The 12,198-nt window shown below is 63.4% G+C and carries 11 protein-coding genes and 1 riboswitch; of the genes, 4 read left to right on the top strand and 7 right to left on the bottom strand.

The genetic code is table 11. From position 1 onward, the window contains the following. Positions 1–124 precede the first annotated feature (124 nt). Positions 125–228: riboswitch (glycine riboswitch) on the bottom strand. Positions 229–322: 94 nt separating this feature from the next. Beyond that, complete coding sequence (locus ACK4FH_RS01195) at positions 323–943, bottom strand: hypothetical protein (RefSeq protein WP_409810431.1); 621 nt, start codon at positions 941–943, stop codon at positions 323–325. 227 nt (positions 944–1,170) lie between these two features. Between ACK4FH_RS01195 and ispH the strand changes: the two genes are divergently transcribed. Genes ispH through rnhA form a run of 3 tightly spaced genes read left to right on the top strand, consistent with a single transcriptional unit; the run spans position 1,171 to position 3,546 of the window. Continuing rightward, positions 1,171–2,127, top strand: coding sequence for a 4-hydroxy-3-methylbut-2-enyl diphosphate reductase (gene ispH / locus ACK4FH_RS01200; protein WP_409810433.1), 957 nt, complete (start codon positions 1,171–1,173; stop codon positions 2,125–2,127). Between the two features lie 10 nt (positions 2,128–2,137). Further along, positions 2,138–3,103 carry a homoserine kinase gene (locus tag ACK4FH_RS01205; protein ID WP_409810435.1) on the top strand — a complete coding sequence of 322 codons (966 nt, stop codon included), beginning with the start codon at positions 2,138–2,140 and terminating at the stop codon, positions 3,101–3,103. Next, positions 3,100–3,546, top strand: coding sequence for a ribonuclease HI (gene rnhA, locus ACK4FH_RS01210; RefSeq protein WP_409810437.1), 447 nt, complete (start codon positions 3,100–3,102; stop codon positions 3,544–3,546). The genes ACK4FH_RS01205 and rnhA overlap by 4 nt, the downstream gene beginning before the upstream one ends. 47 nt (positions 3,547–3,593) lie before the next feature. On the opposite strand, the gene ACK4FH_RS01215 is transcribed toward rnhA, so the two are convergent. Together ACK4FH_RS01215 and ACK4FH_RS01220 are read right to left on the bottom strand one after the other, a co-directional pair. Then, the gene (locus ACK4FH_RS01215; RefSeq protein WP_409810439.1) at positions 3,594–4,079 is read right to left on the bottom strand and encodes a peroxiredoxin; all 486 of its coding nucleotides are present in this window, start codon (positions 4,077–4,079) and stop codon (positions 3,594–3,596) included. Between the two features lie 107 nt (positions 4,080–4,186). Then, entirely contained in the window at positions 4,187–4,999 is an 813-nt protein-coding gene (locus ACK4FH_RS01220; protein ID WP_409810441.1) for a protein-disulfide reductase DsbD domain-containing protein, read from the bottom strand. A 175-nt stretch (positions 5,000–5,174) separates the two neighbouring features. Here ACK4FH_RS01220 and ACK4FH_RS01225 point away from each other — a divergent pair, with 175 nt between their 5' ends. Beyond that, positions 5,175–5,786, top strand: coding sequence for a YqgE/AlgH family protein (locus ACK4FH_RS01225; RefSeq protein ID WP_409810443.1), 612 nt, complete (start codon positions 5,175–5,177; stop codon positions 5,784–5,786). 10 nt (positions 5,787–5,796) lie between these two features. Here ACK4FH_RS01225 and ACK4FH_RS01230 read toward each other — a convergent pair whose 3' ends face one another. The 4 genes from ACK4FH_RS01230 to thrC form a co-directional block, all read right to left on the bottom strand. Beyond that, on the bottom strand, positions 5,797–8,724 hold the full coding sequence (locus tag ACK4FH_RS01230; RefSeq protein WP_409810445.1) for a putative bifunctional diguanylate cyclase/phosphodiesterase: 2,928 nt from the start codon (positions 8,722–8,724) through the stop codon (positions 5,797–5,799). A gap of 55 nt (positions 8,725–8,779) precedes the next feature. Continuing rightward, on the bottom strand, positions 8,780–9,367 hold the full coding sequence (locus tag ACK4FH_RS01235; RefSeq protein WP_409810447.1) for a GNAT family N-acetyltransferase: 588 nt from the start codon (positions 9,365–9,367) through the stop codon (positions 8,780–8,782). Between the two features lie 75 nt (positions 9,368–9,442). Further along, complete coding sequence (locus ACK4FH_RS01240) at positions 9,443–10,717, bottom strand: M16 family metallopeptidase (RefSeq protein ID WP_409810449.1); 1,275 nt, start codon at positions 10,715–10,717, stop codon at positions 9,443–9,445. Between the two features lie 48 nt (positions 10,718–10,765). After that, positions 10,766–12,169, bottom strand: a complete 1,404-nt coding sequence (thrC, locus tag ACK4FH_RS01245; RefSeq protein ID WP_409810451.1) for a threonine synthase — start codon at positions 12,167–12,169, stop codon at positions 10,766–10,768. Between the last annotated feature and the right edge of the window lie 29 nt (positions 12,170–12,198).

A 12,198-nucleotide genomic window follows, 5' to 3' on the forward strand; every position in this document is an offset into this window, starting at 1 on the left:
ATTGCTCCACCTGCAGCGCCCCACTCTGTCGCTTAAACCTGAGAGATTTCGCGCCGGGCAGAGCCCGTCACTTACGCCCGTCGGTGAGGACGGACATTTGGGTCCGGCCTGCTTTCCAGAGATTCATCCCCCTGCGGTCCTTTTGCCTGAGAGTTTCCGGGGCGGTTGCTCCTTCGGCGCCGGATATGGCCCAAAGGGCCGGGTCCCGGTCTCTCCCGCAGAGTTCGTCTGTGTAGGGGCGATAATATGGACCGCCCCGCAAGAGTCAAACGAGATACCCCCTGAAAGGCCGGAAAACCGCCGATTTCCGGGGATAAATTGCCTATCGGATCGGTGTATAGGGCACTGTCCGGTTATATTCGAGCTGCTGCGCGGTGAGTTGGAAACCGATCAGGATCTGGTAGATGCGGCCATCGGCCTGCCCGCCATAGGGAATCACGGTTCCGTCGATATTCTGCACGAACCGCATCCGGTTCTGGCCCGGCTCGAAAGTCACCGGCACCTGATAGACCTTCTTGTTGTCGAAGGCATCGAAGCGGCGTGTCACGGCAACGAAGGTGTCGAGCACCAGCGAGCGGGAAGTCGCGGCCGGCCCGAGTTCGGCAATGCCTTCAAAGGCGATATCGACCGTAATGGTCGAGTCGCTCGTGTTGTATTCGCATTTCGAAACCACACGGCCCAACTCCGCCTTTGCCATCACATCCGTCAGGTCCGTGCCAGCACCGCGCACCAGCGTGATGTGGTCCGCGCCCTGAAGCACACCGACAGCAGGACACGGATATTGCGTCGTGCCGCCGGTTTGCGTGCTGCCGCCGAATATGCCGCCGATGGAGCTGCAGCCCGCAAGCGCGAGCGCAGCAACGGTCGCGACAACGGGCGCTAGACCTCCCCGGAGACGGGAGCGGAAAATCGGCAGGCGGCGAAGCTCGGTCGGAAGCGGCATGTGGGTCACTCGATCTGTTGGCTGGGCGGGGCCTCCCGGCGGCGGCAGGCTTTCTTGACTTTCCTTCGGCAGACCCCTCTATTACCGGGCGTGGATGGCCCCTAAAGCCTTGCATTTCATAGGGTTAGGCAAGGCAGGAAAGCCCCCGGCGGCGCCGAAACTCTAACGGAGCGGGACCGGACTCACAAGCTGGACAAGCGCCTCGCCGGCGCCCGCGAGCGAAAGACATGAACGAGACTCTGGCAAAGCCCCCTCTCACGCTGCTGCTGGCAAGCCCTCGCGGCTTTTGCGCGGGCGTGGACCGGGCCATCCAGATTGTCGAGCTTGCCATCGAGAAATTCGGGCCGCCCGTCTATGTGCGCCATGAGATCGTGCATAACCGCTATGTCGTGGAAGAGCTCGAGCGCAAGGGTGCCGTCTTTGTCGAGGAACTGGACGAGGTGCCGGCCGGCGCGAAGGTAATCTTCTCCGCGCATGGCGTTCCGAAATCCGTGCCCGAGGACGCGAAGGCGCGCGACCTCTTCTATCTCGACGCCACCTGCCCGCTCGTCTCCAAGGTTCATGTCGAGGCGGAACGGCTCCATGCGCGTGGTCTCGAGATCCTGCTGATCGGCCATGCCGGGCACCCGGAGGTGATCGGCACGATGGGACAATTGCCCGAGCGCGCGGTGAAGCTGATCGAAACCGTGGCCGATGCGGAGCGTTTCCGGCCCGCCGACCCGGAAAAACTCGCCTTCGTGACGCAGACCACGCTATCGGTTGACGACACGGCGGAAATCGTTTCGGCGCTGCGGCGCCGCTTCCCCTCCATCGCAGGCCCGCACAAGGAAGACATCTGCTATGCGACGACGAACCGGCAGGAAGCGGTGAAGGCCATCGCGCCCCGCGCCGAGGCCGTGCTCGTCATCGGTGCGCCGAACTCGTCAAACTCGATGCGGCTTGTCGAAGTCGCTGAGCGCGCGGGCTGCCGCTATTCGGCGCTGGTGCAGCGCGCAAGCGATATCGACTGGGCGGCACTTGGCGATGTGAAAAGCGTCGGCCTCACCGCCGGCGCAAGCGCACCCGATGTGCTGGTCGAGGAAGTCATCGCCGCCTTCGGCGAGCGTTTCGACGTGACGGTGGAAGAAACCGCCGCCGCCCGCGAATCCGTGCAGTTCAAGCTGCCGCGCGCGCTCGCAGGCTGACGGGGGACAGATGGCTGTCTACACGGAAGTGCCCGACGAGGAACTCGAAGCCTTCCTCGCCAATTACGGGATCGGCAGCCTTCTCTCCTACAAGGGGATAGCCGAAGGCGTCGAGAACTCGAACTACATGCTGCACACCGACAAGGGGGTCTTTTTCCTGACGCTCTATGAAAAGCGCGTGGCGGCGGGCGATCTTCCCTTCTTTCTGGGGCTCATGAACCATCTCGCGGAAAACGGCATCAATTGCCCGACGCCGATCCGCAATCGCGCGGGCGAGATGCTGGGCGAGCTTGCCGGACGGCCTGCCGCCATCATCAGTTTCCTTGAAGGCGTGCATGTGCGCCGGCCGCAGCCGCGCCATTGTGTCGAGGTGGGCGCGGCGCTGGCGCGGATGCATCTCGCAGGCAAGGACTTCAAGCTCACGCGGCCCAATGCGCTCAATGTGGATGGTTGGGGGCCGCTGTTCGATTCCTGTCGCGCGGGTATCGATGGCTATATGCCGGGTCTGGCGCAGGAACTCGACCGTGAACTTGCGGTGATGGCGCGCGAATGGCCGCGCGATCTTCCCGCCGGCGTCATTCACGCCGATCTCTTTCCCGACAATGTGTTCTTTATCGGCGACCGGCTGTCCGGCCTCATCGACTTCTATTTCGCCTGCAACGACGCTTTCGCCTATGATCTCGCCATCTGTCTCAACGCTTGGTGCTTCGAGATCGACGGCTCTTTCAACATCACCAAGGCGCGCGGACTTCTTCAGGCTTATGCGCAAGTGCGCCCCCTCAGCGCGGCGGAGCTTGCGGCGCTGCCGCTTCTCGCGCGCGGATCGGCCATGCGCTTCTTGCTGACGCGGCTTTATGACTGGATCAACCATCCCCCTGGAGCCTTCGTTCGGCCGAAGAACCCCAAGGAATATCTCACCCGGCTTCGCTTCCACCGCGGCGTGACCTCGCCGGCGGGCTATGGGCTCGACGCATGAGTGGTGCCGTCGATCTCTATACGGATGGTGCCTGTTCGGGCAATCCCGGCCCCGGCGGCTGGGGCGTTCTCATGCTCTACAAGGACAATGAGAAAGAGCTTTGCGGCGGCGAACCGGCCACCACCAACAACCGCATGGAACTGATGGCCGCCATTCAGGGGCTCGAAGCGCTGAAGCGCGGCGTAAAGGTGCGCATCCACACGGACTCGACCTATGTTAAGGATGGCATCACCAAATGGATTCACGGCTGGAAGAAAAACGGCTGGAAGACATCTGCGAAAAAGCCCGTCAAGAATGCCGAGCTCTGGCAGCGGCTCGAAACGGCGATCGAGCGGCATGACGTGTCATGGCATTGGGTGAAGGGCCATTCCGACCACCCGGAAAACGACCGCGCCGACGCGCTGGCGCGGCAGGGCATGGCACCCTATCTCGCAGACAAATGAAAAGGGCCCCGCAAGCGAGGCCCTTTCCGTGAATAGTCCGCAGCAGATCAGAGCTGGCTCAACAGGTTTTCCGCGCCGGAGATTTTCGCCTCGCCGGGATTTGCTTCCTTGTTGAGGCTTTTCACCACACCATCCTCGACAATCATCGAATAGCGCAGCGAGCGCCGGCCCATGCCGAAGCCCGAGCCGTCGAAATCCAGTCCGAGCGCCTTGGTGAAGTCGCCATTGCCATCGCCGAGCATCGTCACCTTGCCGTCCGCGCCCTGCTGCTTGCCCCAGGCGCCCATAACGAAGGCGTCGTTGACGGAGAGACAGACGATCTCGTCCACGCCCTTCGCCTTGAAATCATCCGCGCTCTTGATGAAGCCCGGCAGGTGCTGGTTCGAGCAGGTGGGCGTGAAGGCGCCGGGCAGCGCGAAGACCGCGACCTTGCGGCCCTTGAAGAACTCGCCGGTCTTCACGGGCGCGGGGCCCTTGTCCGTCAACTGCATCAGGGTAGCTTCGGGAATCCTGTCACCGACATTGATGGCCATATGCGCCTCCTCATCTGTTGCCGACGCGTGCCCATTGGCGCGCGATGTTGGCGGCATTAAAGCCCCAATCGGCAGCCCATGCCAGCCCGGCAGGCGGCTGTTTCAGGTCACAATTTCTTGTGGACGGTGAAGGCCCCGGCGGGGCTCAGAAACAGGAGTTCCACATCCTCGCCCTCGATCATGGCGGGCGAGAGCGTCTCGACCTCCATCGCATAGCGCAGCGCATCGCCCTCGCGCACCATGCGCGGCACGCCGAACCAGACATTGCGCGGGCCATCGACGATGAGTGCGGGCGGCACGCAGCCCTTCCCGCATCCCGCCAGCCGCACTTCGAGGACCGGCGCAGAATTTTCCCTCCAGCTCACCGTCACTCGCTCCGGCTCTTCAAGCGGCAAGGGCACGCGGGCAAGGGCGGCGCGCAGCATTTCCGCATCGCCCGTTTCTGCGAGCGCGATGCCCTCTCCGCCTGCAGCCACGATGAGCGACAGGGCGCTGTCGCGCGGGATACAAAGATCGGCGCAGACACCGTAGTGCATGGAAAGGTTCAGCACCACCGGCGCACCGGCATCTTCCGGCACAACGTGCAGCGGCCAGCCTACGCCTTGCCTGTATCCGAATGTCGTGTCGCCCGGATCGTCGAAGCGTTCCGGTGCCGGCCAGCGCAACTCGACCGAGGCGACATTTTCCGATCCCGACCAGTCGAATTCCGGCGCGATGCCCGAATCACCGGGCCTGCGCCAATAGGTTTTCCAGCCGGGTGCAAGCGCCATATCTATCCCGGCAAGGAAAGCGCCGTCATGCCGCTCCACAGCCGCGACGAGGCGCAGATGTGTCACCGGGTCGAACGCCGCCGCCGGCGCGGGGTGAAACAGGAATGCCGCTATTGCAAAAAATGCGGCGAACCTTGCCAATATCGTCATTACCGATCCGTCATGTTTGGCGCGCGCACCCGGGCGCGTCATTGTGCCATGTATGTTTCTAGCATGATCTGCCTGCGCCCTGCCTGCCAACAAGGCGTGACATCGGACGCCCAAGGGTGCAGAATTTTCCGGCAGGCGCCTGTTGCGCCCCATCGACGCGGAGGCAACGCAAGTCATGAGCCTTATGTCGTCCGATCTGAGTTGCCGCCCCGGCGAGGATGGCTTCCTTGAGGGCAAGATGCTGATCGCCATGCCCGGCATCGGCGATCCGCGGTTCGAACGCACGGTCATCTATATGTGCGTTCACAATCCCGACGGCGCCATGGGCATCGTCGTCAACAAACCGGCAGACAACATCACCTTTCCCGATCTCCTCAACCGGCTGTCGATCAGTGCGCCGGGTGCGCGTCCACCGAAGGACATCCAGTGCCCCGTGCTCGCTGGCGGGCCCGTCGAGATGGGGCGCGGCTTCGTGCTTCATACACAGGACTACTTCTCGGAGGAGTCGACGCTGCCGGTCGATGAGAATGTCGGCCTGACCGCGAGCGTCGACATTCTGCGCGACATGGTAACGGGCCGTGGACCAAGCCGCGCGCTTCTCGCGCTCGGCTATGCCGGCTGGGCGCCTGGCCAGCTCGATGCTGAAATGCAGGCGAATGGCTGGCTTCATTGCGACCCGGACCCTGAGCTGCTGTTCGGCCTCAACCTCGAAGCGAAATATCACGACGCGCTGGAGAAGCTCGGCGTGAACATCTCGCTGCTTTCCCCGGAAGCAGGACACGCCTGAGGCTGCGGCATCAGCGCTTCCAGTAATGGGCGATAAAGTCCAGTGCCTCCGAGGCGCGCATGGGCTGGCCGAAATAATATCCCTGCCCATAGTCGCAGCCCATCGCTGCGAGATCGGCTGCCTGACTCTCGCTTTCCGTTCCTTCCGCGACCACTTCCATGCCAAGATCGTGGGCGAGCGTCACCATGGAGCGGATGATGAGCGGCGTTTCGCGGTCGGCCGACATGCCGGCGACGAAGGAGCGATCCACTTTCAGCGTGTCGAAGGGGAAGCGTTGCAGATAAGACAGGCTTGAATAGCCAGTGCCGAAATCATCGAGCGAGAGACCGGCGCCGAGGTCCTTGAGGCGTTTTAGCATGGTGGCTGCAAATTCCGGGTTCTCCATGACGAGCGATTCCGTCACTTCGAGCTTCAGCGATCCGCGCTCAATGTCGATGCGGTTGAGCACGCGCTTCACATCCTCGATGAGATCGTGGCGGAGCAACTGCCGGCTCGACACATTGACGCTCGCAAAAAGCGGCTGATCCATTGGAAACAGCTTTTGCCAGGTCGCCAGTTCTTCGCTTGCGGCACGCAATGCGAAACGGCCGATATCGGTGATGACACCGATCTCCTCGGCAAGCGGCACGAAACTGTCCGGCGTCAGCAGACCAAGTCTTGGATGGTTCCAGCGGATCAGTGCCTCGAAGCCGCGCACCGCACCATCGGTGAGCGACATGATGGGCTGGTAATAAACCTCCAGCTCTTTTCGCTCGATCGCCATTCGCAGATCGGTTTCGAGCGAGAGATGATCGTCCGCCTCCTTGCGCATGCCCGGCTCGAAGAGCTCGATCCGCGCCTTGCCGGAACGTTTCGCGCGATACATAGCGATTTCAGCTTCGGTAAGCAGCTCTTCGGGATGTTCATGCGCATCCTCGCAGACCGCTACGCCGACCGAACTGGTCGGATAGACATCGTGACCCGCAACCTCGATCGGCTGACGCAGAAATTCGCTCGCCTGCTCGGCAAAGGCGAGCGCGTCCTCGCGCTCCGTGCGTGTCGTCAGCAGCACGGCAAAGGCATCGCCGTCGATCCGCGCCACCGTGTCGTCGATCGTCACGAGCGATTCAAGCCTGCGCGCAATCGCGATCAGAAGCGCGTCGCCGCCCGAGTGGCCCAGGCTGTCGTTCACGGTCTTGAAGCGGTCGAGATCGATCAGCAGCAACGCGGCGCGCGGGCGCTCAAGAAACCCCCGGCGGCGGATCGCGCGTGCCATACGATCCATGAAGAGCGCGCGGTTCGGAAGGCCGGTCAGACTGTCATGTACACTGTCATGCATCAGCCGTTCTTCGGCGAGCTTCTGTGCAGAGACGTCGCGTACCGTGCCGATGCAGCGCGTTGCAAATTTCTCCGGTCCGGCAACGCAGCTTGCCGTCAACGCCACCCAGCGAAAGACGCCATCTGAGTGACGCATGCGAAACTCAAGCGAGAAGGAGACATTGCCGCGTTCGATATAGGCATTGAGCGCATTGCGATAGGTTTCGCGGTCGGCCGGGTGCATATGCTCCCGCCACGATACTTCGTTCCCTTCCAGCGTCCCCGCATCGAGACCCAGCATCGCCTCGACGGAGGGCGACACATAGAGCTTGTCGTTTGCAATATCCCAATCCCAGACGCCCATGCGGGCGCCGGTCAGCGCGAAGGCGTGGCGCTGCTCGCTGCGAAGTGTGCCGATATCGGCGCGGCGGCGTCCGCCCTGCGCGTGATAGGCGGCCGCAAAGGCAAAGAGCGTCAGCGCGGTGGTAAACACGCCGGCGTTGAACGCAGTCGCAACGAATGTGGGCATCCAGCCCGCCGCGTGAAGCGCCGACAGGAAGCCCGCCAGCGAGAAGAGCGCCGCGCCGGGGATGAGCAGTTGTGCCGGGCGAATACCACGCAGCGCCGCCATGACGACAAGCGGCGCACCGGCAACAAGCGCAACAGCAAGGAAAAGCCGCACATAAAGCGCCGCGGCGGAGACCGAAAGGAAGGCCAGCGGAATGGCGGCGAGAACGGCATAGGAAAGAAGGCGCGCGGCCTGCGACAGACGCACCGAATGGCGCTCGCTTTCGAGGAAGAAACGCTCCAGCGAGAAGACGGTGGACGCGAACAACGACAGAACGGCGGTCCGTGTGACGAGATCCCACCAGGGCGACATCGAGAAGATGGCGGCGAAATAGCCAAATTCCGCTAGCAGCACGAGGAAGCCCGCGCCAAGCAGCGCCGCCGTGGCGCGTGCGGCGGCAACGCGGGTGAGTATGCCAAGCGCCGTCATGTAGATCGCGAAGGCGGCGATCACGGCAAGCATGCCGCCTTCGACGAGCGCGAGGCGCTGCGTGTAGCCGGTCCATGCCTCTTCGTGCCAGAGATAGAGACCCGGCTCGCCCGCGCGGTCCGCATGTAGCGCGATCGTCATGCTGTTTTGCGGGTCGCCGTAAAGACCATAGACCGCAAAGCCTGAGCGTTCGCGATCTGGCAGCGGCATCGGGTCCTCGCCGCCCGCCGTCATCGCCTTGTCGAAGCTCCTGTATGGCCTCGGCCAGAAAAAACCGGCAAGCCCTTCGCCGCGCCTGTCTGCGACGAGAAAACGGATCACCGGATCTTCAGCGCGATTGCGCAGCGCAAAGACATGCCAGACGCCCGTGCCCGTGCCTTCGCCATCCTCGAGAATGATAGTGCCGTCGTCGAGCGCGCCTTCTTCCATGTCGCCTGCATCGGCTGCATCTTCGCTGCCGATGGCCGCTTCGCCATTGACCGGCGGTTCGATGGTGAGGCGCCGTCCATCGGCCTCGTAGCTTTCGGCGAAGGGTGAAATGTCGATGACGGGATGCGGGTCGTCCATGGCGATGGCATCGAGCGCGAGCGCCGTGCCGCTGCCGAGCCCGACCGTCAGCAGCAAAGCTGCAAGCGCGCCTTTCATGCGCGCCGCTCTCTGGCCCCCTTGCCGCATCCCCTCAGAACTCCTCTTCAACTTGTCAGCGCCGCGGATCGTCGCGCAAGATTGCGTAGACGACATGATCGCGCCAGGCGCCGTTGATCCGGAGATAGCCCCGTGCAATCCCCTCTTCCGTGAATCCGCATTTGCGCAACACGGCTCGGGATCGATCATTCTCCGGCAGACAGGCCGCCTGAAGCCTGTGCAGTTTCAACTCCTCGAACACAAAGGGAATGAGCGCCCTCACCGCCGCAGTGACATAGCCGCGGCCGGCATGGCTCTCACCCGCCCAATAGCCCAGTGTGCAGCTTTGCTGCACACCTCTTTGCACGCCCGAAAGCGTGCACCCACCCAGCAAAACATCATCTTCCTCACGAAAGATGAAGAAGGGGTGCGCGTGGTCTTGGCGGATTTCGCGCTGATAGCGGCGCAGACGGCGGCGGAAGGACGGTTTCGTCAGGTCGTCAGGAGTCCAGGTCGGCTCCCAGGGTGTCAGGAAGTCCCGGCTGCTCTCCCGCAGCGCCGCCCATTGCGCGAAGTCGCCAATCTGCGGATTTCGCAGATAGACCCCGTGACCGAGGATTACCGGCGCTACATCGGGCTTCGATATCGAGCGGAGAAATGCCATGAACCGGAGCGCCTCGCCTGCGCGGGGGGCGCCATCAGGACTGCCCCCTCCCCTGAAATCGCGGCCGCCGCGACTCTAATGTGCGAATCTTGCCGCGATACGGTCGTAGGATTCAAGTCCGCCATCCCGGCCATGAAGCGGGCCGATGGCGGAAAGGGCAAGTCCGGGGCCCTTCAACAGGCGGCCGGCATAGCGGCGGACAGCTGCGGCGTCGACGGCGTCGACCTTCTCGATCAGTTCCTCGATCGGCAGGACGCGGCCATGGATCATGTATTGCCGCGCGATCTGCTCCGAGCGCGAGGAGGAGCTTTCAAGCCCCATCATCAGCCCGGCCTTGATCTGTGCGCGGGCGCGGGCAACTTCTTCCTCTGTCGTATCATGGCCGAGGCGGCCAAGCTCGCCCGAGAGAACCGGCATCAGTTCGGCCACATCGTCAGGCGAGGTGCCGGCATAGATGCCGAAGACGCCGGTATCGGCGAAGGACCAGGAAAAGGCAAAGACGGAATAGCAAAGGCCCCGCTTCTCGCGAACTTCCTGAAAGAGGCGGGACGACATGCCCCCACCCAGCACGCCGGAGAAGACCTGCGCAGTGTAATAGTCCGGGTCGCCATAGGTCGGGCCTTCGAAGGCGAGAGCGAGATGCACCTGTTCGAGATCGCGCCCCTTGCGCCGTTCGCCGGCGCGGAAGATCGCCGTCTCGGCGCCATTCGTCTTGCGGTTCGGCAGCGCGCCGAAGCGTTCGCTTGCGAGCTTCACCATTTCCTCATGGCCGACCCCGCCTGCGGCAGCGAGCACCATGCCGGGCGCGAGATAGCGCTGACCCATATAGCCCTGCAGCTCGTCGCGGCTGAAGCCCGACACCGTGTCCACCGTGCCGAGGATCGAGCGGCCAAGCGGCTGGTCCTGATAGGCCGCTTCCAGCAGATCGTCGAACACCACATCGTCCGGCGTGTCATGCGCCTGCCCGATTTCGGAAATGATGACGCCGCGCTCGCGCTCGACCTCTTCCGGATCGAAGACGGAGTTCTGCAGGATGTCGGCAAGAATATCGACCGCAAGCCCCGTATCCTGCTTCAGCACACGGGCGTAGTAGGCGGTCGCTTCATGGGTCGTATGCGCATTCAGGTGCCCGCCCACAGTCTCGATTTCCTCGGCGATGGCGAGCGCCGAGCGGCGCTCCGTACCCTTGAAAGCCATGTGTTCGAGCATGTGCGACACGCCATGCTCATGTGCGGTTTCGTGGCGCGCGCCGGTGTTCACCCAGACGCCCACTGAAGCGGTCTGCAGATGGGACATGCTGTCGGTCACGACAGTGAGGCCGTTATCGAGGCGGGTCACTTCAACGGACATGGGCACACTCCTTCATTTACGCGCACTTCTTAGAAACGGACGGCGAACTCAGGCGGCGACGGACCGCGCGCGTTCGCGGATAAAGGCTTCGACGGCGCCAAGGTCGTTCGGCAGGGCGACAAGCCGCTCCTTGCGCGCGAACAGATCGTGCATGGCGGGCGGTAGATCGGGATGGATGCCCGTCGCCGCCTTCACCGCATCCGGGAACTTCGCCGGATGCGCTGTCGCCAGCGTCACCATCGGCACGGTCACATCGCCGCGCAGCCTTGCCGCAGCGGCAAGGCCGACCGCCGAATGAGGATCGACGAGCTCGCCCGTCTCATCGCGCATCCTCGCAATCATCGCCGCCGTCTCCTTCTCGTCGACGCGCGCGGCGCCGAACTGGGCGCGGATGGCGCCGAGGCGGACAGCGTCGATTTCAAAGCCGCCGGACTGGCCGAGGCTCTGCATGAGCCGCGTCACCGCCGCGCCGTCACGCCCATAGGCATCGAACAGCAGCCGCTCGAAATTGGACGAGACCTGAATATCCATGCTCGGGCTGATGGTGGGGATAACTTTTCCCACCTCGTAGCGGCCAGTCTCGATGGTGCGGGCGAGAATGTCGTTCACATTGGTCGCAACGATGAGCTTCGCGACCGGGAGCCCCATGCGCGCCGCAGCGTAGCCTGCGAAAATGTCGCCGAAATTTCCCGTCGGCACGGAGAAGGCCACGGGCCGCGCGGGCGCGCCGAGCGCCACGGCGCTTGTAAAGAAATAGACGATCTGGGCCATGACACGGCCCCAGTTGATCGAGTTGACGCCGGCCAGGCTCACCTCGTCGCGGAAGGCATGGTCGTTGAACATTGCCTTCACCAGCGCCTGGCAATCGTCGAACGAGCCTTCGATGGCGATGTTGTGGACATTGGCGTCCAGCACCGTCGTCATCTGGCGGCGCTGCACTTCGGAGACACGGCCCTTCGGGTGCAGGATGAAAATGTCGGTCGTGTCGCGGCCGCGAAACGCCTCGATCGCGGCCGAACCCGTATCGCCAGAGGTCGCGCCGACGACCGTGATGCGGCGGCCGCGCTTGGCCAGCACATGGTCGAAGAGGCGCGCAAGAATATGCATCGCCACGTCCTTGAAGGCGAGCGTCGGCCCGTGGAAGAGTTCGAGCAGCCAGTCATTCGCGCCCGTTTGCCGCAGCGGCACAATCGTGCGGTGGCGGAACGTCGCGTAAGCGGCGGCGATCATCTCATGGAGGTCGGCCTCGGCGATGCTTGCGCCGATATACGGCTGCATGACGCGGAACGCCGTCTCCTCGTAGGAGAGGCCCGCCAGCGCCCGGATCTTGCGGTCGCTCATCTGCGGCCATTCCGCCGGCACATAGAGGCCGCCATCGCGGGCGAGGCCCGTGAGCAATGCGTCCTCGAATTCAAGCTCCGGGGCCACGCCCCGCGTGCTGACGTATTTCACCATAATCTCCAGGATGGCCTGCCGCCGGA

It is taken from the genome of Parvibaculum sp., from assembly GCF_046297875.1.
GTDB lineage: Bacteria > Pseudomonadota > Alphaproteobacteria > Parvibaculales > Parvibaculaceae > Parvibaculum.

What these genes read in the sequence shown, in the direction of transcription:
- ispH (WP_409810433.1), top strand. Translation starts at nt 1,171, where the DNA reads ATGAACGAGACTCTGGCAAAGCCCCCTCTCACGCTGCTGCTGGCAAGC.
- ACK4FH_RS01220 (WP_409810441.1), bottom strand. Translation starts at nt 4,999, where the DNA reads ATGACGATATTGGCAAGGTTCGCCGCATTTTTTGCAATAGCGGCATTC.
- ACK4FH_RS01225 (WP_409810443.1), top strand. Translation starts at nt 5,175, where the DNA reads ATGAGCCTTATGTCGTCCGATCTGAGTTGCCGCCCCGGCGAGGATGGC.
- ACK4FH_RS01230 (WP_409810445.1), bottom strand. Translation starts at nt 8,724, where the DNA reads ATGAAAGGCGCGCTTGCAGCTTTGCTGCTGACGGTCGGGCTCGGCAGC.
- ACK4FH_RS01240 (WP_409810449.1), bottom strand. Translation starts at nt 10,717, where the DNA reads ATGTCCGTTGAAGTGACCCGCCTCGATAACGGCCTCACTGTCGTGACC.
- ACK4FH_RS01195 (WP_409810431.1), bottom strand. Translation starts at nt 943, where the DNA reads ATGCCGCTTCCGACCGAGCTTCGCCGCCTGCCGATTTTCCGCTCCCGT.
- rnhA (WP_409810437.1), top strand. Translation starts at nt 3,100, where the DNA reads ATGAGTGGTGCCGTCGATCTCTATACGGATGGTGCCTGTTCGGGCAAT.
- ACK4FH_RS01235 (WP_409810447.1), bottom strand. Translation starts at nt 9,367, where the DNA reads ATGGCATTTCTCCGCTCGATATCGAAGCCCGATGTAGCGCCGGTAATC.
- ACK4FH_RS01215 (WP_409810439.1), bottom strand. Translation starts at nt 4,079, where the DNA reads ATGGCCATCAATGTCGGTGACAGGATTCCCGAAGCTACCCTGATGCAG.
- ACK4FH_RS01205 (WP_409810435.1), top strand. Translation starts at nt 2,138, where the DNA reads ATGGCTGTCTACACGGAAGTGCCCGACGAGGAACTCGAAGCCTTCCTC.